We start from the raw sequence: 17,844 nt of genomic DNA, 5'->3' as shown, positions 1-17,844 counted from the left end.
CAAAACGAAAAAAGGAGAGTACGACATTCGTGACCAGAAAAAGAAATCCGCTGCCCATCACGTTTTATCAAAAAACGGCCCTAGAACTGGCTCCTTCTCTTCTCGGCTGTCTTTTGGTAAAGGAAACGGATGAAGGGACAGCTTCAGGTTTTATTGTGGAAACAGAGGCCTATATGGGAGCCGGGGACAGAGCAGCCCACAGCTTTAACAACCGCCGTACGAAGCGGACTGAGATTATGTTTGCTGAAGCTGGCCGTGTGTATACGTATGTGATGCACACCCATACATTGCTGAACGTCGTTGCCGCAGAAGAGGATGTTCCGCAAGCGGTATTAATCAGGGCAATTGAGCCTCATGAAGGCCAGCTGTTAATGGAGGAAAGAAGGCCGGGCCGGCGTCCGAGAGAATGGACAAATGGTCCCGGAAAGTTAACGAAAGCGCTTGGCGTCACGATGAATGACTACGGACGCTGGATCACGGAACAGCCGCTTTACATTGAAAGCGGGTACACACCGGAAGACATGTCAACCGGCCCGCGGATCGGCATCGACAACAGCGGAGAGGCGCGCGATTATCCGTGGCGTTTCTGGGTGACGGGAAACAGGTACGTGTCGCGTTAGCATGTTTAAACAAAGGGGAATCAGGGGAATGGTTGAGAAAAAAGAAGGGAGAATCGGAGCTTTGAAAAAAATGATCAAAACCGTTATCAAATGGGCGCCGGTCATTTACCCGGTTGTTCGAAAAATCATGAAGGACCGCAAGGCGTCTAAACAAAAGAACATGTCCGCATCCCGAACAGCCGGCTGATCCCGGCTGTTTTTTTATGGGTCTGTTTTCCCTCTTGTCCTCCCGATGTTCATTGACTTGCATTTCTCCCCATTATAGAATTTATATACATTTCGCTTTCCCTTCACCACATCCTTTCTGCCTACTTATGTAATTCCTGCATCTATCTTGATAGGAGGTTTTTCTCATGCTGCATGGGCGACTTCGTGAAATTCTGCGCTTATTGATGGCGGCAGAAGCTCCGGTGACAAGCTCGGTATTTGCCGCACATTTACATGTGACGACGCGGACGGTCCGCAATGATATAAAGGAACTCCAAGATGTGATAAGCGGCCATGGCGCCTTGGTTCAATCGGTAAGAGGCTCGGGATACAAGCTGCGCATTCATGACGAGCAGACCTTTAGAACGCTGCTGCAAGACGCGTTTCAGCAGAAAAAGGGGCTGCCGGTATTTCCCGAGGAGAGGATTACATATCTCATGAAACGGCTGCTGCTGGCGGAGCATTATCTCAAGCTGGATGAGCTGGCCGAAGAACTTTTTATCTCAAAATCTACACTCCAAACCGATTTAAAGGAAGTGAAGAAACGGCTGCTTCCTTACCGCATTGTCATGGAAACACGCCCGAATTACGGCTTCAAGCTGCGCGGAGACGAGGTGCAGATGAGGTACTGTATGGCGGAGTACATTGTTGATGAAAGAGAAACAGAGATTGATTTTCTGAATGAAAAGGCTGATATTTTGCCAAAGGAAGAAATTGAGATCATCCATTCTGTGATTATGAGAAAGATTAAAAACGACCGGATTCCTCTGTCTAACCTTGGATTGAATAACCTCATCATTCATATCGCCATCGCCTGTAAGCGGATCAGAACGGCACACTATGTTTCTCTTTTCCCGGAAGATATGGATCACATTCTGCATCAAAAAGAATACCAGGCTGCTGAAGCAATTGTGAAAGAACTGGAATCAGCCCTTAGCGTCACGTTTCCGGAAAATGAAACGGCTTATATTGCCATGCATCTTCTCGGCACGAAACGAATGACACAGCCGCAGTGCGGAGAAGGCGAATTTTCAATGGATGAAGAAACAGATCGGCTGACTGCCTCCATGATCGAAGCGGTCGACCGAGAATTAAAGCTCGGCATCCTGCATGATCAAGAGCTGAAAATTGGCTTGGCACTGCATGTAAAACCCGCGGTCACCCGCAACCGGTATGGCATGAATCTGCGAAATCCGATGTTGGCAGCGATCAAAGAAAATTATCCTCTCGCCTTTGAGGCCGGAATCATCGCCGGAATCGTCATAAAAGAAAAAACGGGCATCGATATTCATGAAAATGAAGTCGGTTATTTAGCGCTGCACTTCGGCGCCGCAATTGAACGGAAGAAAACAGAAAGCCCGCCGAAGCGCTGCATCATCGTTTGTGCATCAGGTGCGGGAAGCGCCCAGCTTCTGAGGGAAAAACTTCGCTCCCACTTCGGCAAACGGATCGATATTCTCGGCACGGCTGAATATTACAGTCTTGACCAGTTGTCTTATGAATCGATTGATTTTGTCGTCAGCACCATTCCGATCAAAAAAGAACTCCCTGTGCCTGTACTGAAGGTAAACACCATCTTAGGCGGAACCGATTTTACAAAAATAGAATCCATCCTGAATGATGAGAAAGAAAAAGCTGTCAGCTATCTCAAAAAGGATCTCGTTTTTTTCCAGAAGGATCTGCGTTCGAAAGAAGAAGTGATTCAATTTTTAGGTCAGAAAGCAGTAGACGGCGGCTATGCGAATAAGGAAATCATAGATTCTATATTTGATAGAGAAGAGATGTCGCCAACGTGCTTCGGCAACCTCGTGGCCATTCCGCACCCGCTCGTCCCGCAGACGCAAACGACATTTTGGGCCGTCTGTACGCTCAAAAAGCCGATAGACTGGGAGAATAAACGGGTTCAATTTGTTTGCCTGCTTTGTGTCGAAAAGGAAAACAAAGCGGATTTGCAAAGCATGTATAAACTGCTCGGCAGTATTTTGGATGATCCGGCAGCGGTAAGCCAGCTGTTAAAAAGCCGCACATACCAAGAGCTCTCCGAAGTGTTTGACAAAAAACGATAAACTGACAGCCTGGATATACCTTTTTTCCGTTTCCTGCGGAAAAACCTTGAGTGTTTATGAAAGCGATTTCATAATATGATGTTATCAACAGCAGGACATACAAATTCTATCAAACTCTTAGGGGGTCTTTTACATGAATATATTACTCGTTTGTGCAGCAGGCATGTCAACAAGCTTACTCGTCAGCAAGATGGAAAAAAGCGCGCAGGAACAAGGAAAAGACTATACCATTTGGGCAGTATCAGGTGATTCTGTACAAAATCATATCGATAAAGCGGATGTATTGCTCCTCGGCCCGCAAGTCCGTTACATGCTTCCTCAGCTGAAAAAACTAGGAGAATCAAAGGGTGTTCCGGTAGACGTCATTAACACAGTCCATTATGGGACGTGCAACGGAGCGGAAGTGCTGAAATCGGCTGAACAGCTTGGAAACGCGTCATAGAGAGGGGCGGGCTATGTGAATAAAGTCAATCAGTTGTTAGAAGAGAAGGTCATGCCTATAGCGGGAAGAATTGCGGGACAGCGTCATTTGCAGGCGCTCCGTGACGGTATCATTTTAACAATGCCGCTTATTATCATCGGCTCCTTTTTCCTCATCATCGGCAACCTCCCGATTCCCGGATATGCCGATTTTATGGCAAAAACGTTCGGCAGCGCCTGGTCTGAGAAACTCGCTTACCCGGTTGACGCCACCTTTGAAATTATGGGGCTTGTCGCCGCATTCGGCATCGCCTACAGGCTGGCGGAGAAATATGGGGTCGATGCCTTGTCGGCCGGTGCCATCTCCCTTGCGGCTTTCCTCTTAGCGACACCGTATCAAGTGCCGTTTACGCCGGATGGCTCGACGAAAGAGATGATGGTCAGCGGCGGTATTCCGCTTTCGCTGATGGGAAGTAAAGGCCTGTTTGTCGCCATGATTATCGCGATGGTGTCAACAGAGATTTACCGTCTCATTATCCAGCGCAATATGGTTTTTAAAATGCCGGATGGTGTTCCGCCGGCGGTCAGCAAGTCATTTGTCGCTTTAATCCCCGGCTTTGCCGTCATCTTCCTGATTTGGGCAGCCCGACTAATTGTTGAAGCGACACCGTTTGAAAGCCTTCATAATATTGTAAGCGTTTTACTGGGGACGCCGCTCTCCATTCTTGGCGGAAGCCTCGGGGGCAGCCTTATCGCAGAAGCCGTCAAAATGCTTTTATGGGCCTGCGGTCTACACGGCGCCAACATTGTCGGCGGCGTTATGGCACCGATTTGGTACGGCGCCATGGATGCCAACCGGATCGCGTTCCAGGCAGGTGAGGAGCTGCCTAAGATTTTCACCCAGCAATTTTTCGATATCTGGGTCAATATCGGCGGAAGCGGTGCCACTCTTGCACTGGTTGTCACGATGTTCCTTCGCGCCCGAAGCAAACAAATGAAGCAGCTCGGAAAGCTTGCGGTCGGCCCGGCGGTCTTCAATATTAACGAACCGATCATTTTCGGAATGCCGATCGTCATGAACCCGATGCTCTTGATTCCGTTTATCGTCACGCCGCTTATCACACTGACACTCACATACATCGGAATGAGCACCGGACTTGTCGCCAAACCTGCGGGTATCGCAGTCCCGTGGACCATGCCGCCGATCTTTTCAGGCTACTTGGCGACAGGAGGCAAAATATCAGGCGCGGTCATGCAAGCCATTAATATCGCCGTTTCCTTTGTTGTCTACTACCCGTTCTTCAGAATGTGGGATAAACAGAAACTGAAAGAAGAAAACGAATTAGAGCTCGTTCAAACGCCTGCTGTTTCAGACGACAAAGAGGCGGCTTTGTAAAGAAAGGAGTGAGTCGCGTGAATGAGAAAATGGAGCAAATTATTTTTCAAATCATTCTTCACGGAGGAAACGGAAGGAGCTCCGCAATGGAAGCGATCGCCGCCGCGAAAAACGGCGACAGCGAAGAGGCGCGGAGTAAGCTTCAAGAAGCTGCGGATGAATTATCAAAAGCCCATCATTATCAGACAGAACTGATCCAAAGTGAAGCAGGCGGAGAAAAAACAGAAATGACACTGCTGATGGTCCACGCACAGGATCATTTAATGAATGCCATGACAGTCAAGGATTTGGCGGCTGAATTCATTGAGCTATATGAAAAAATCACCGTGCAAGGGGGAGCAAGCATATGACAAAAGGATTGAAAATTGTAACGATTGGCGGAGGTTCAAGCTATACACCGGAGCTTGTGGAAGGTTTAATCAAACGGTACAAAGAGCTGCCTGTACGTGAATTATGGCTCGTTGATATTCCTGAAGGCGAGGAAAAATTGAACATTGTCGGCACGCTCGCCAAGCGGATGGTTGAAAAAGCCGGTGTCCCGATCGACATTCACCTCACTTTGGACAGGAGGGAAGCGCTGAAAGATGCAGACTTTGTGACGACTCAATTCCGGGTCGGACTGCTGCAGGCGAGAGCCAAGGATGAGCGCATTCCATTAAAATATGGCGTCATCGGTCAGGAAACAAACGGCCCGGGAGGACTCTTTAAAGGATTACGCACCATTCCGGTCATCCTAGAGATTGCGAAGGACATCGAGGAGCTTTGTCCGAACGCATGGCTCGTCAATTTCACAAATCCGGCAGGTATGGTGACGGAGGCCTTGCTTCGCTACTCCAACCTGAAGAAAGTCGTCGGTCTCTGCAATGTCCCGATCGGCATCAAAATGGGCGTAGCGAAAGCGCTCGATGTAGATGTTGACCGGGTAGAGGTTCAATTTGCCGGATTGAATCATATGGTGTTCGGAATGGACGTCTTCTTAGACGGCGTCAGCGTGAAGGATAAAGTCATTGAAGCGATGGGTGATCCGAAAAACGCGATGACAATGAAAAACATCTCCGGCGCTGAGTGGGAGCCAGAATTCTTAAAAGCACTCGACATGATCCCTTGCGGCTACCACCGCTACTATTTCAAAACAAAAGAAATGTTCGAGCACGAGCTTGAAGCATCACAAACGGAAGGCACCCGTGCTGAAGTGGTGCAAAAGGTAGAGCAAGAGCTGTTCGAGCTTTATAAAGATCCAAATTTGGCGATCAAGCCGCCGCAGCTTGAAAAACGCGGAGGTGCTTACTACAGCGATGCAGCGTGCAATCTCATCAGCTCCATTTACAATGATAAACACGACATTCAGCCGGTGAACACGGTCAATAACGGTGCGATTGCAAGCATTCCAGACGATTCCGCTGTTGAAGTAAACTGCGTGATGACGAAAAACGGCCCTAAGCCAATCGCCGTAGGGGATCTGCCAGTATCTGTCCGCGGTCTCGTCCAGCAAATCAAATCATTTGAGCGTGTCGCGGCGGAAGCGGCTGTCACAGGCGACTACCAAACAGCGCTGCTTGCCATGACGATTAACCCTCTCGTACCATCCGACACAGTGGCCAAACAGATCTTAGACGAAATGCTGGAGGCGCACAAAGCACATCTGCCGCAATTCTTTAACAAAATTGAAGCATAAAAAAACCGGCCCGTTTTGGGCCGGTTTTTTGTTTATTTGCTTTCAGTGAGCGTTGCGACTTCAGTCGTCCATCCAAATTCATCAGGAACTGTACCCTTTTGAATGCCTGTGATCGTGTCATACAGCTTTTTAGAGATTTCTCCCGTTTCACCGTTGTTGATCATCAGTGTTTCGTCATTCCAGATCAGTTCGCCGACTGGAGAAATAACAGCAGCCGTACCCGTTCCGAAGGCTTCTTCAAGAACGCCGTCTTTATGGGCTTGGATGACTTCATCAACGGCGATTCTTCGTTCTGATACCGGAAGCCCCCAATGCTTAAGCAAGGTAATGACGGAATTGCGCGTGATGCCTTCCAGAATGCTGCCGTTCAGCATCGGTGTCACAATTTCACCGTTGATTTTAAAGAAGATGTTCATGCTGCCGACTTCTTCGATGTATTTTTTCTCAATGCCGTCCAGCCAGAGAACCTGAGAAAATCCTTTCTCCTCTGCTACCTGCTGCGCTTTTAAGCTTGAAGCGTAGTTTCCTGCGGTTTTTGCATCTCCCGTTCCGCCTTTTACCGCACGGACAAATTCACTTTCCACAGCAATTTTGACAGGCTTAATGCCTTCTTTGTAATAGGAGCCGACCGGAGAAAGGATGATAAAGAGCTTATACGTATGAGATGCCGCGACACCAAGGAAAGGTTCGGTTGCGATAATGAATGGACGGATGTAAAGGGACGTGCCCTCCGCATTTGGAATCCAGTCTTTATCAATAGCGATCAGCTGTTTTAAACCCTCAAGAACCTGTTCTTCATCAATTTGCGGAATACAGATGCGGTCATTTGATTTATTCAGGCGCTCCATATTTTTTTCCGGTCTGAAAAGCAGAACATGGTCATCCTCTGTGACGTAAGCCTTTAAGCCTTCAAACACCGTTTGGCCATAGTGATATACCATTGCGGCCGGGTCCATTGAAACGGCTTGATAAGGAATGATTCTCGGATCGTACCAGCCTTTATCAGATGCGTAGTCCATTACAAACATGTGGTCTGTAAACACTCTTCCGAAAGAAAGCTGATTTGGATCTGGTTTCGGTTTTTTGGCTGATGTTAATTCAACTCGAATCGTTTGTTTAGTCATGGTCAATCTCCCTGTTGTTAAATTGTTTATATTATCAAACTTATTTGAAAATATTTTATATTCTATTGTATACCTTCACCAAATAATCGCAATAGGTTTGCTCAAATTTGTAAAAAATTTATAAGAAAAAGCAGGAGAAATTAATTCTCCTGCGCATTCATTTGTTCAAATACTCTGTCGTAATCGGCACGGACCGCATTCCGCAGACCTTCGACACGTTCATTTGTAATCTCTTGTTTGCCTTCTTTTAAGCCGTCTAAGAAATATTGAACATATTCTTCAGGTGTAATGCCGCGGTACGTCAGACCTTGCTTATCGCGTGACTTTTGATTTAATCCCGTGTCAACCATAGGCGGCGCCATCTCGATCACTTCAACGCTTGTATCGCGAAGCTGATGTCTGAGCGTGAGTGAGAAGGAGTGGAGCGCCGCTTTTGTTGCACAGTACACCGGATAAACAGCTAACGGGTTAAACGCGAGCCCGGACGTTACCTGAACAATTGCCGCTTCCGGCTGATTCATCAAGTGAGGCGTAAAAAGAGCTGATAAATGGACAGGCGCTTGAAAATTCAGCTCAATTTCATCCCCGTCCACAAAGAGCTCCTCAGTCCCTTTTGTAAAGTCGATTTCCTTTTGAATGCCCGCATTGTTAACGAGAACGTTCAGCTTTGGAAATTCCTTCTGGGCCCATTCAAACAATGCCTCACGCTCCGTGCGGTCTGCGACATCGCATTGTTTTGTATGGAGGGCTGGGAGCTGTTTTTTCGCTTCTGCAAGACGCGTTTCGCTGCGTCCGCAAATGATCACTTCATTCCCGAGCTCAAGCAGCCGTTTGGCCAGTTCAAGCCCGATGCCTGCTGAACCGCCTGTGATCAAAACCGTATTGCCTGTCATCTTCATTGTTGTAACACCTCTTATCAAGCTGGCTGTGATTCCTTTACTATTTCAAATCTTAGCAGGAAATATGCAGCCGCGTCCTAATAGATGCTCACGATGAAGTAACCTTTCCGGTTTTATAGAATTCATCAATTGCCTTATCCACATACACCCAGCCTTTCCAGCCGATGTGGATGGTATCTTTCATAAAATAAGGGTCATATTCATGACCTGAAAAATCAGCGACTTGGAAGCCCTTCGCTTTAATCTGTTTATTGACCTTTTCATAATAGTCCGTGCGCCCTTTTTTCGGGAAGCCTGTGTAGTCATACCATTTTCCGTTAACAGGGATGGTGACAAACATAGGCTCTGCGCCCGCGTCTTTCAGGATATTAAGCATCAGCTCAAAATCGCCGTATTCCGGTGACTTCGCATACGATCTGCCTTTGTTTTTTCCTTTCAGCTTAGGCACTTTCGGCTTCAGCTTTTTATAAACAGGATTGTCGATGTGAAAATCGTTAGACCCGGAGTGGCGTTTGCCTGATTCATCGGCCAGTTTATTTAATTCAGACCATGACTTATCCTTCACGGATTGTGAGATATACCGCTTTGGTCCCGTGGTTTCCGTCGTTGAATAATAAAGGTCTTTCTTTTCTAGCATCTTGTAATATACTTTTGCCGCCGGCTTCAGCGCGTTCACTTTCCATGTCTGGCCATTCACCATCGCCTTATAAAGCTCGGAAAGTACAGCATCGTTTTGAACAGCTTTGAAGCGCAGCATACGCTTCATCATTTTCTTTTTGACGTCAGGGTCGATCTGCTCGTTAAAAGCCAAATCCAGCCCTTGAAGCGCGGAATAGTTCGGCGCAAAATGCTGTTCATCAGACCCGCGCTTAATAAACCACTGCGGAGAAACGATGAAAACCATTTTTTTGCCCTTCAGCTGATCCATATGGGCAGCGAAGTTTAAGGAATGTATCAATGACTGGGACCCGCCTTTGCCGACAAGGTAAGGCGTAAATCCCTCATTGTTTACTTTAAAATAATTGGATGGGTGGAACTCATCCAGCCGGGAAAGCTCAGAAGACCCGTAAATCGGAAGATATGTCGGATTTTTGAGCATTTGATCTTGTAAATATAGCCCTTGAAACATACTCGGATTCAAGGCTGTTGCTGATTCTTTCACCCGCTTATCGGTGATGAAGCCTGTCAGCCATGAAGATGGAACTGCGATGGCGCCTGCGAATAGAATAAACGCCAAAATAATTGGACCGAAAAAACGCTTTTTCATTATTTCAACTCAGACAGCTGGTTTACAATGTGATTAGGCGTATTCCATACATCCCGGTCGAATTCAGTGATCGGCACCAGAATATCAAAACGGTTTTCAATCGCAAGCAGCAATTCTACTGTTCCAAAAGAATCAAGCAAACCTTCTTCAAAAATGTCAATATCAGGGTTTTCCTTTACGATGTCATCCTGGCAAACCTCTGCTAAAACGTCTAATACCTCTTGTTTAAAATCCATAGTTTTCTAATCTCCTTTAATGATGGTGATGAAATAGCTTTCCTGAGAAAATATAAAACCCAAAGCAAACAAAATGGAACGTGATCACAATAGCGAGAATCGTTGTCCAGCGGTTGGACGGGAGCCATTTATATTTCTTATTCCACTTCTCGAAAAAGTTGTAACACGTCATCAGGACGGCGTGATAGAGGCCGTAGATGATATATTGCGGCGCAAGGCCGTGCCAAACCCCCATCAGCATAAACAACAGGAAATACCCGATATTTGAGACGGCCATACGGTTTTTGATCCACTTTTTCTTTGTCATCCAAAATACAAATCTCATAAATACATAGTCTCTGAACCAAAATGACAGAGACATATGCCAGCGGTTCCAGAAATCTTTAATATTTTTGCTGATAAACGGTTTATTAAAGTTTTCCGGCGATTTAATCCCCATAATATAGCTGACCCCGACGGCAAACATCGTATAGCCGGCAAAATCAAAGAATAAATACATGCTGTAGCCGTACATATATAACAGATTCCCGAGGATCTTATTGTGCGTGATCGCGGGAAGGTTCATGATGAAATACGTGTTGATCGCATAACCGATAATGAACTTGTAAAGGAATCCAATGAAGATCTTGTGAATCCCTGTATACAGCAGATCGGCATATTCCTCTTTTGTCCATGCCTTCTGCTCATCCTTGACGAATCTGCGGTACCTGTCAATCGGACCGGAAGAAATCGTCGGGAAAAACAGGATGAAATACAGCAGGCGGTGAAGCGGGAGCTGTTCCTTCAGCAGCCCGTCTCTCGCTTCCATAATCAGCTGAACGCCTTTAAAGGTTAAATACGAAATCCCTAAAAAGCTGATCAGGTTATGCGGCGGATGATGCGGCTGCGGATGAGAAAGAAACGGCCATATTTTTGACAAGAATAAAGGCAGAATAGACGCGATAACAGCCGAGCAAAAGACAAAGCCGCTGTTCGCTTTCTGCCGGTACGCCAGGTAGCCGCTGATCAGGAGCACCTGCCATATGGTAAACAGACACAGGGCGATGACGCCGTGTAAGTCATGCGAGAAAATCAGAGCCAATATAAGAATGGATATAAACATGTTGTATGCCTGAAATCTTTTTCCGTTCAAGCCGAGAATGATGGTCGGCAGAAGAAGAATGCCAAGCAATATAAAGAATAAAAACGAGCTGTAAGGCGTCATACAAGAACCTCTTCGCGGATGCGTTTCCGGTCAATTTTGCCGTTAGCCGTCATTTGAATGTGATCCTGATAAATGAACTTTCTCGGAATCATATAAGCCGGCAGGAAAGCGGCAAGCTCTTTTTTAATCGCACTCGTCAGCTGGAACTCCTTCTGGAATTCGTGCTCCTCAGGAACAATTGCAGCTATCAGATATTCGACAGTTCCGTTTGGCTGATACGGAATCACAACAGCTGAGCGCACGTACTGAGACTGTCTCACATGAAACTCAATTTCCTCCAGCTCCATCCGGTACCCGTGAAGTTTAATCTGGAAATCTAAGCGGCCTTGGCAGAAAATCTGACCATCTTGTGTATAACCAGCATCGCCAGTTCGGTATGCCCATTGGCCTTCATAAGAGAAGAATGCTTTATCTGTCAGCTCAGGCTCACCGAGATAGCCGCGGCTTACACTCGGGCCTGCAATGACGATTTCGCCTTTTTCTCCATCCGGGAGCTGGTTCCCCTGTTCATCCATAATCAAAATGTTCATATCCGGTTTGGCGAAGCCGACTGGCAGAGATTCGTGCCGGCTGATGATGTCACTTGTAATTTCAACGGACGTAACAGCGACTGTCGCCTCAGTCGGACCGTACGTATTAAAGATTCTCGCTTTCGGGAAACGCTCAAGCAGCGCTTCGGCTACAGAAACCGGGAGAACCTCTCCGCAAAACATAAATGTGTCCGCCTCAGGAAGCAGATCTTGTGAAAATCCAGGATCCATCAGGCACATTTGCACAAAGGATGGCGTCGATGTCCATATATTCAGCCCGGACTTTTTGAGCTCTTCGAATAAGATCTTCGGCTTATTCACGGCGTCCTTTGTCACGCAGTGTAAAGTACCGCCTGACTGAAGGCACGGATAAAGATCCATGACGGATAAATCAAATGAAAACGGCGCTTGGTTTAAAAACGTTTTGCCTCCGTTGATCGGGAAGTCCGCGCAAATCCAGTCTGTGAAGCTTTGAAGGTTTGCGGCAGAAATCTGCACGCCTTTCGGATTGCCCGTGCTTCCGGAAGTGTAAATGATATAAAACGTTTCGTGTTCCGTCACCCATTGATCACGGCTGATAGTGCCTTCGTTTTCCAGCAGTTCTTCCGCTGATACTGTCTGAATCAGCCCGCTGTCAATATCAACAGGAAGACCAGATACGTGAATCAGCAATTCGGCGCCCGAGCTTTCAATGATTTTCGCAATCCGCTCGGACGGAATGGACAAGTCAACCGGGATATAAGGATGTCCCGCCTTGACGCTTCCTAAAAAGGAGACAATCATGTGCGGTTCCATATGTCCGTACACCAGAACAGGAGAACCCTTTTCTCCAGAAACGCGTTTTTTGATCGCGGCAGCCGCACGGTCAGACAGCGCCCAAAGTTCCTGATATGTGAGCGACTGGCCTTGAGAGCGGAAGGCTTCGGTTTGCGGATAAGTTTCCGCATGTGTTTGAATAGCATCTAAAAGTTTCATTGTTATTCTCTCTCCAATTAGAAATCGTTATAAATATAAGAACCGGTATTCGCGGTGTGAAAACCATACATAAAAAACAAAACAAGCAGTATCAACAAATAAAAGCCTGTATGACATGTCCACTTGACAGCGGGTTTTTCATACAGCTGTTTCATTAATTGCAGCATATTCAAATTCCCTTCCCGTTTTTTCGACAATTACATGAGTATATGACGAGCGGATGCGCAAAAAGTTTCATATTTTCCCTAATATCCCTCAAATTTATATATCGGCTTCTGCCTTCAGAAGTGAATTTTTATCTTTGAAAGAGTATGAATGAAGTTTCTCTGACTGATTCATTATAAAGGAAAGAATAAATGTTATGAAGAGAACTTTTTAACTTTTAAAAAGCGTAAATGATTTAAAAAAATTTTTCCGCTCCTGTTTGTAAAGGCGCAGGCAGAACTCTAATGAAATCAGGGCAGAAAGCGTATAATAAGAAGGAAAACGCCCGCTTAAGGTATCTTGTGAAATGGTGGAGAAGTCATTATGATAGATAAGGAAGCAAAACGCAAGTTTCATCAAGTGGCCGGCTGAAAAAAAGTAAGCCTTTTAATAGAAAGGAAGAGGAAGATGAACCAAACAAATAAGGGTGAGGGTCAGACAGCGCCGGAAAAAGAAAGTATGGGGCAGATCCTGTGGCAATTAACGCGTCCGCATACATTAACGGCGTCGTTTGTTCCTGTGCTTCTCGGAACAGTTTTGGCGATGTTTTATGTGAAGGTTGATTTGCTGCTGTTTCTGGCTATGCTGTTTTCTTGCTTATGGATCCAGATCGCGACGAACTTATTCAATGAATACTACGATTTTAAACGCGGGTTAGATACAGCTGAATCTGTCGGAATCGGCGGCGCAATTGTCAGACATGGTATGAAGCCCAAAACGATTCTGCAATTAGCTCTCGCTTCATACGGCATTGCCATTTTACTCGGTGTTTATATTTGCATGAGCAGCAGCTGGTGGCTGGCTGCCATCGGTCTCGTTGGAATGGCGATCGGCTACCTGTATACAGGCGGGCCTCTGCCGATTGCATATACACCGTTCGGTGAGTTATTCTCAGGCATTTGCATGGGTTCGGTGTTTGTGCTGATTTCGTTTTTTATTCAGACAGATAAGATCAATATGCAAAGCATTTTGATTTCGATTCCGATTGCGATTCTTGTCGGCGCGATCAACCTGTCGAACAATATTCGTGATATCGAAGAGGATAAAAAAGGCGGACGCAAAACATTGGCGATCCTGATGGGGCATAAAGGAGCCGTCACTCTGCTGGCTGCATCGTTTGCTGTGGCTTATATTTGGGTTGTCGGCTTGGTTATTACCGGAGCTGCAAGCCCATGGCTGTTTGTCGTCTTTTTGAGCGTGCCTAAGCCGGTTCAGGCGGTGAAAGGCTTCGTCAAAAAAGAATTACCGATGAATATGATTGTGGCGATGAAATCCACAGCGCAAACCAATACATTTTTCGGATTCCTGCTGTCAATTGGATTATTGATCAGCTATTTCCGGTAAGTAAGAAGACCGCTTTTTCGTGCGGTCTTTTTTTGTTACATTCGACAGGATTTTGTAAAAAAATTCATAGAACCTAGCAGCAGGCAGGCACGTCTAGTACATGGACAGCGGATAAAGATCCGTTAAAGGAGATGACGAAAATGGATTTATCTGTAACACATATGGACGATTTAAAAACCGTCATGGAAGACTGGAAAAACGAACTGTTAGTTTATAAATTTGCGCTAGATGCACTTGATACAAAGTTTTCGATTATCAGTCAGGAATATAATTTAATTCACGGCCACAATCCGATTGAGCATACAAAATCACGTGTGAAAAGCTTTGAAAGCATCGTAAATAAACTCATGAGAAAGGGCTGCGAGATTACGACACAGGAAATGAAGGAAAACATCCACGATATTGCCGGTGTGCGTATCATTTGTTCCTTTATTTCTGATATTTATAATGTCGTGAACGTCCTGAAGCAGCATGAGGATTTGCGGATCGTAAAGGTAAAGGATTATATTCAGAATCCGAAACCGAACGGCTACCGAAGCCTGCATTTGATTATTGAAATGCCTGTGAACTTAACGAACAGAGTGGAATACGTCAAAGCAGAAATTCAAATCCGCACCATCGCCATGGATTTCTGGGCGAGCTTGGAGCATAAAATCTACTATAAACTGAACAACGACGTCCCTAAACATTTAACCGATGAGCTGAAGGAAGCGGCTGAGATTGCCCACTATTTAGATGAAAAAATGCTGGGGATTAAGAAAGAAGTGGATTAGAAAAGACGGCAGCAATGTGCCGTCTTTTTTTATTTGATATCTTCATAAATATCAGAGGCTTTTGCCTTGATATGTGCCTTCTTGCCGGTTGGTTTTTTCTCTTTTTTCACAGCTTCATAGACAGAGGCTGTCACAAGGTGGCCAGCCTGCTGAAGGCGTTCTTTGCTGATATGTTCGATAGAGTCTTCAGGGGTATGGTACCACGGCTCTACGTCTTCTGTTTCCGGATCTCCCCAAATAAAGTTAGCGGAATCTATGCCGGCTTCATGGAACGGTACGTGATCGGATGAGCCTCCCTGTGTCAGAGACAGGCGGTCGAATCCAATTTTTTCAGCGGCCGTATGGCTGGATTCCCAAACATCGTTAGATTGTCCGTCCAATGTGTTGACATACAGCTCAGACGCATTCTCCCAGCTTGTACCGACCATGTCTAAGTTGAAGTTTACTTCGCTTCGTTTCAACTCTTTTTCTGATAGATGATCTACATAATGAGAGGAGCCGAGCAGGCCGAGCTCTTCAGCGCCAAAGGCGATAAAGCGGATTTCCTTGTCAGAAGGAATGCTTTTCAAGACGCGTGCCATTTCCAGCATGACAGATGTGCCTGATCCGTTGTCATTTGCGCCGGGCGAGAAAGGAACACTGTCATAATGGGCTGTAATGTACACAATATCAGGATTTTTGATGTTCTTTGGTTTTTTGATACCGATGATGTTCTGAGAGGTTTGGTTTGAGAATGCTTTTAGTTGTAAGGTTGCTTCTTTTTGCTGGATAAGAGTTTCACCGTCTTCTTTCTTAATTCCGACGACAGGAATGCTGACTGTATTTCCTGATAGATTTGGGGTGACAGGCACAAGGCTTTCCTTATTATTGTAAATGATCACAGCTGTTGCGCCGGCCGCCTCGGCATTCCTGGCTTTCTCATAAAATGTCAGGTCTCCTCTTGAAATCAAAGCGATTTTCCCCTTGGCGTCAGCGGAGAAATCATCAGGATATCCTAAACCGGCGTGATACAGCGGAGCGTTGAGGCCCTTTTCTTCAGTTGGTGTAGAGCCGGATGCCGCCCGAATGAGAATCTCACGGCCTTCTGAGGATAGCGTTCCTTCAAGTCGGTCAGGAATGCCAAACGTTTGAACCTTCACATCGAGTTTTAATTTTTTCAAGGATGAAGCGATCCATAAGGCACTCTTTTTTTCGGCAGATGTCCCGGCTATTCTGGGGCCGATTGTTTCACTAAGCTGAGAAATGGTTGAGTATGCGCGCTTTGCTTTGAATGGGAGCTCCCGCTGGCTATCTGATATTTGAACAGCATGTGCAGCAGGGGTGACACTCTGTGCCGGCAAGAGAACCGTGCCGGCCGTTAAAACGGCCATCGTCATTACAGTCAAAAGCTTTTTCATAAACATGAACCTCCCCTAATGTTTGGATGGGGAATATTTCGGGATGCTAAAGGATTTTCCTGCAAACTAAGTCGTATTTTTGAAAAGACAGTTCTTTATACCTGCAAAAAAAACGCTTATGAAAGCCGATTTCATAAGCGTCAGGTAATGAAATTATAGGAGTTTTAAAAACTTGCGTTTGCCGACCTGGATGATCATATTCTCCTCTATCTCTGCGTCGGCGTGAATGTCTGTTATTTTCTCTCCGTTAATCCGGACACCGCCGTTTTGAATCATGCGGCGCGCCTCGCTTTTCGAAGAGAGAAGATCAAGAGTGACGAGCAGATCGATCATCGCGATCGTTTTCTCGCCTTTCCAGTTCACAGCCGGAATATCCTCAGGCAGGCTGTTTTCCTGAAAGACTGTTTTGAAAGATTGTTCGGCTGCTTCAGCGGCTTCTAATCCGTGGTACATTCGGACAATCGTTTTGGCTAAAAGCATTTTGGCATCCCTTGGGTGAACGGCGCCGGTTTCTAAGTCCTTCACGAGCCGTTTTTTCTCTTCAAGCTCCAAGTCCGTTGCCAAATGAATGTATTTTTTCATCAGGCTGTCGGGCAGTGACATTGTTTTCCCGTACATGTCGTTCGGATGTTCGTCAATGCCGATGTAGTTGTGTTTTGATTTCGACATTTTCTCTACACCGTCCAAGCCTTCCAAAAGCGGCATCAGGATGACGACTTGTTTTTCTTTGTTGTATCGTTCTTGAAAATGCCGCCCCATCAGCACATTGAAATGCTGGTCTGTTCCGCCTAATTCAATATCGCTTTCCAGAACGACGGAATCGTATCCCTGCATCAACGGGTAAAAGAATTCATGCAGGGAGATCGGCTTTTGCATGGCGATGCGTTCTTCAAAGTCATCGCGTTCCATCAGGCGGGCTACTGTTATTTTGCCTGCCAAGTCAATAACGTCCTCCAGATGCAATGTTTTCAGCCATTTCGAGTTGTAGTGCAGCTCGACTTTTTCTGGATCAAGCACTTTCCCGAATTGCTGGAAGTATGTTTTGGCGTTGTGCTGGACTTCTTCATCAGTCAGCTGTTTTCTGGCCACGGACTTGCCTGTCGGATCACCGATTTTTCCTGTGAAATCGCCAATCAAGAGCTGCACAATGTGGCCGTTTTCTTGAAATTGGCGAAGCTTGTTTAAAACGACCGTATGTCCCAGATGAACATCCGGTGCAGAAGGGTCTAATCCGAGTTTAATTTTTAGCGGTGTGCCTGCCGCAATCGATTTGACAAGCTTGGCCTTTAATTCCTCCGGCGGTATGACTTCTTGGGCGCCTGTCATATATAGATCAAGCTGTCTTTCGACTTCTTTTTGCTGTGCTGCTGTGAGCTGATCAAATGTTTTCATCGTTCTTCCTCCTTTTTTAGAAACACAAAAAGAGCCGCATCCCGATAAGGGACGTGGCTCAATGCACGCGGTACCACCCTGGTTGAAGACATTGTCTTCCGCTCATTCGAATAAC

18 protein-coding genes and 1 other annotated feature (1 of these 19 running past the window's edge) are annotated in these 17,844 nt (G+C 46.1%); of the genes, 9 read left to right on the top strand and 9 right to left on the bottom strand.

The genetic code is table 11. From position 1 onward, the window contains the following. The first annotated feature begins 29 nt into the window (after window positions 1-29). The 7 genes from UJ203_RS13205 to licH all read left to right on the top strand — a co-directional run bounded on the left by UJ203_RS13205 (window position 30) and on the right by licH (window position 6,384). Complete coding sequence (locus UJ203_RS13205; RefSeq protein WP_101864293.1) at window positions 30-620, top strand: DNA-3-methyladenine glycosylase; 591 nt, start codon at window positions 30-32, stop codon at window positions 618-620. 28 nt (window positions 621-648) lie between these two features. Further along, complete coding sequence (locus UJ203_RS13200) at window positions 649-807, top strand: hypothetical protein (RefSeq protein WP_044159993.1); 159 nt, start codon at window positions 649-651, stop codon at window positions 805-807. A 166-nt stretch (window positions 808-973) separates the two neighbouring features. Beyond that, complete coding sequence (gene licR / locus UJ203_RS13195; RefSeq protein ID WP_322011415.1) at window positions 974-2,893, top strand: transcriptional regulator LicR; 1,920 nt, start codon at window positions 974-976, stop codon at window positions 2,891-2,893. Between the two features lie 133 nt (window positions 2,894-3,026). Next, window positions 3,027-3,335: a PTS lichenan transporter subunit IIB gene (gene licB / locus UJ203_RS13190; protein ID WP_024123336.1), complete on the top strand. Its 309-nt coding sequence runs from the start codon at window positions 3,027-3,029 to the stop codon at window positions 3,333-3,335. Window positions 3,336-3,350: 15 nt separating this feature from the next. Beyond that, a complete protein-coding gene (gene licC, locus UJ203_RS13185) occupies window positions 3,351-4,709 on the top strand; it encodes a PTS lichenan transporter subunit IIC (RefSeq protein ID WP_105954479.1) in 1,359 nt (452 codons plus the stop codon). 17 nt (window positions 4,710-4,726) lie between these two features. Continuing rightward, window positions 4,727-5,059, top strand: coding sequence for a PTS lichenan transporter subunit IIA (gene licA / locus UJ203_RS13180; RefSeq protein WP_024123334.1), 333 nt, complete (start codon window positions 4,727-4,729; stop codon window positions 5,057-5,059). Further along, window positions 5,056-6,384 (top strand): 6-phospho-beta-glucosidase LicH, encoded by a 1,329-nt coding sequence (licH, locus tag UJ203_RS13175; RefSeq protein ID WP_044159985.1) that lies wholly within the window; start codon window positions 5,056-5,058, stop codon window positions 6,382-6,384. The genes licA and licH overlap by 4 nt, the downstream gene beginning before the upstream one ends. A 32-nt stretch (window positions 6,385-6,416) precedes the next feature. Here the strand turns inward: licH and UJ203_RS13170 are convergent, their stop codons facing one another. The 7 genes from UJ203_RS13170 to UJ203_RS13140 form a co-directional block, all read right to left on the bottom strand. Then, a complete protein-coding gene (locus tag UJ203_RS13170; RefSeq protein WP_024123332.1) occupies window positions 6,417-7,508 on the bottom strand; it encodes a branched-chain amino acid aminotransferase in 1,092 nt (363 codons plus the stop codon). A gap of 140 nt (window positions 7,509-7,648) precedes the next feature. Next, window positions 7,649-8,407 (bottom strand): SDR family oxidoreductase, encoded by a 759-nt coding sequence (locus tag UJ203_RS13165; protein ID WP_322011408.1) that lies wholly within the window; start codon window positions 8,405-8,407, stop codon window positions 7,649-7,651. An 88-nt stretch (window positions 8,408-8,495) separates the two neighbouring features. Then, window positions 8,496-9,674 carry a D-alanyl-lipoteichoic acid biosynthesis protein DltD gene (gene dltD / locus UJ203_RS13160; RefSeq protein ID WP_322011406.1) on the bottom strand — a complete coding sequence of 393 codons (1,179 nt, stop codon included), beginning with the start codon at window positions 9,672-9,674 and terminating at the stop codon, window positions 8,496-8,498. Further along, entirely contained in the window at window positions 9,674-9,910 is a 237-nt protein-coding gene (gene dltC / locus UJ203_RS13155; protein WP_044159978.1) for a D-alanine--poly(phosphoribitol) ligase subunit DltC, read from the bottom strand. Before dltC ends, dltD begins: the two co-directional genes overlap by 1 nt. Before the next feature lie 16 nt (window positions 9,911-9,926). Next, window positions 9,927-11,114, bottom strand: a complete 1,188-nt coding sequence (dltB, locus tag UJ203_RS13150) for a D-alanyl-lipoteichoic acid biosynthesis protein DltB (RefSeq protein ID WP_105954474.1) — start codon at window positions 11,112-11,114, stop codon at window positions 9,927-9,929. Continuing rightward, a complete protein-coding gene (dltA, locus tag UJ203_RS13145; protein ID WP_322011403.1) occupies window positions 11,111-12,619 on the bottom strand; it encodes a D-alanine--poly(phosphoribitol) ligase subunit DltA in 1,509 nt (502 codons plus the stop codon). Before dltA ends, dltB begins: the two co-directional genes overlap by 4 nt. A 17-nt stretch (window positions 12,620-12,636) precedes the next feature. Further along, window positions 12,637-12,786 (bottom strand): teichoic acid D-Ala incorporation-associated protein DltX, encoded by a 150-nt coding sequence (locus UJ203_RS13140; RefSeq protein ID WP_010332387.1) that lies wholly within the window; start codon window positions 12,784-12,786, stop codon window positions 12,637-12,639. A 445-nt stretch (window positions 12,787-13,231) separates the two neighbouring features. Between UJ203_RS13140 and UJ203_RS13135 the strand changes: the two genes are divergently transcribed. Together UJ203_RS13135 and ywaC are read left to right on the top strand one after the other, a co-directional pair. Beyond that, entirely contained in the window at window positions 13,232-14,167 is a 936-nt protein-coding gene (locus UJ203_RS13135; RefSeq protein ID WP_044159973.1) for a 1,4-dihydroxy-2-naphthoate polyprenyltransferase, read from the top strand. 140 nt (window positions 14,168-14,307) lie between these two features. Beyond that, the gene (gene ywaC, locus UJ203_RS13130; RefSeq protein WP_059292252.1) at window positions 14,308-14,940 is read left to right on the top strand and encodes a GTP pyrophosphokinase YwaC; all 633 of its coding nucleotides are present in this window, start codon (window positions 14,308-14,310) and stop codon (window positions 14,938-14,940) included. Between the two features lie 29 nt (window positions 14,941-14,969). Here ywaC and UJ203_RS13125 read toward each other — a convergent pair whose 3' ends face one another. Both UJ203_RS13125 and tyrS read right to left on the bottom strand, forming a co-directional pair. Further along, window positions 14,970-16,337: a M28 family metallopeptidase gene (locus UJ203_RS13125; RefSeq protein WP_322011399.1), complete on the bottom strand. Its 1,368-nt coding sequence runs from the start codon at window positions 16,335-16,337 to the stop codon at window positions 14,970-14,972. A gap of 153 nt (window positions 16,338-16,490) precedes the next feature. Further along, window positions 16,491-17,729: a tyrosine--tRNA ligase gene (tyrS, locus tag UJ203_RS13120; RefSeq protein WP_322011397.1), complete on the bottom strand. Its 1,239-nt coding sequence runs from the start codon at window positions 17,727-17,729 to the stop codon at window positions 16,491-16,493. 44 nt (window positions 17,730-17,773) lie between these two features. Beyond that, window positions 17,774-17,844: a binding site (T-box leader), on the bottom strand (it continues 142 nt past the right edge of the window).

Source organism: Bacillus sp. V26 (genome assembly GCF_034296245.1).
GTDB lineage: Bacteria > Bacillota > Bacilli > Bacillales > Bacillaceae > Bacillus > Bacillus halotolerans.
This window is presented reverse-complemented; position numbering and strand designations above follow the sequence as displayed.

What these genes read in the sequence shown, in the direction of transcription:
- UJ203_RS13200 (WP_044159993.1), top strand. Translation starts at nt 649, where the DNA reads ATGGTTGAGAAAAAAGAAGGGAGAATCGGAGCTTTGAAAAAAATGATC.
- licR (WP_322011415.1), top strand. Translation starts at nt 974, where the DNA reads ATGCTGCATGGGCGACTTCGTGAAATTCTGCGCTTATTGATGGCGGCA.
- licB (WP_024123336.1), top strand. Translation starts at nt 3,027, where the DNA reads ATGAATATATTACTCGTTTGTGCAGCAGGCATGTCAACAAGCTTACTC.
- licH (WP_044159985.1), top strand. Translation starts at nt 5,056, where the DNA reads ATGACAAAAGGATTGAAAATTGTAACGATTGGCGGAGGTTCAAGCTAT.
- UJ203_RS13170 (WP_024123332.1), bottom strand. Translation starts at nt 7,508, where the DNA reads ATGACTAAACAAACGATTCGAGTTGAATTAACATCAGCCAAAAAACCG.
- UJ203_RS13165 (WP_322011408.1), bottom strand. Translation starts at nt 8,407, where the DNA reads ATGAAGATGACAGGCAATACGGTTTTGATCACAGGCGGTTCAGCAGGC.
- dltD (WP_322011406.1), bottom strand. Translation starts at nt 9,674, where the DNA reads ATGAAAAAGCGTTTTTTCGGTCCAATTATTTTGGCGTTTATTCTATTC.
- dltC (WP_044159978.1), bottom strand. Translation starts at nt 9,910, where the DNA reads ATGGATTTTAAACAAGAGGTATTAGACGTTTTAGCAGAGGTTTGCCAG.
- dltB (WP_105954474.1), bottom strand. Translation starts at nt 11,114, where the DNA reads ATGACGCCTTACAGCTCGTTTTTATTCTTTATATTGCTTGGCATTCTT.
- dltA (WP_322011403.1), bottom strand. Translation starts at nt 12,619, where the DNA reads ATGAAACTTTTAGATGCTATTCAAACACATGCGGAAACTTATCCGCAA.
- UJ203_RS13140 (WP_010332387.1), bottom strand. Translation starts at nt 12,786, where the DNA reads ATGCTGCAATTAATGAAACAGCTGTATGAAAAACCCGCTGTCAAGTGG.
- UJ203_RS13135 (WP_044159973.1), top strand. Translation starts at nt 13,232, where the DNA reads ATGAACCAAACAAATAAGGGTGAGGGTCAGACAGCGCCGGAAAAAGAA.
- ywaC (WP_059292252.1), top strand. Translation starts at nt 14,308, where the DNA reads ATGGATTTATCTGTAACACATATGGACGATTTAAAAACCGTCATGGAA.
- UJ203_RS13125 (WP_322011399.1), bottom strand. Translation starts at nt 16,337, where the DNA reads ATGAAAAAGCTTTTGACTGTAATGACGATGGCCGTTTTAACGGCCGGC.
- tyrS (WP_322011397.1), bottom strand. Translation starts at nt 17,729, where the DNA reads ATGAAAACATTTGATCAGCTCACAGCAGCACAGCAAAAAGAAGTCGAA.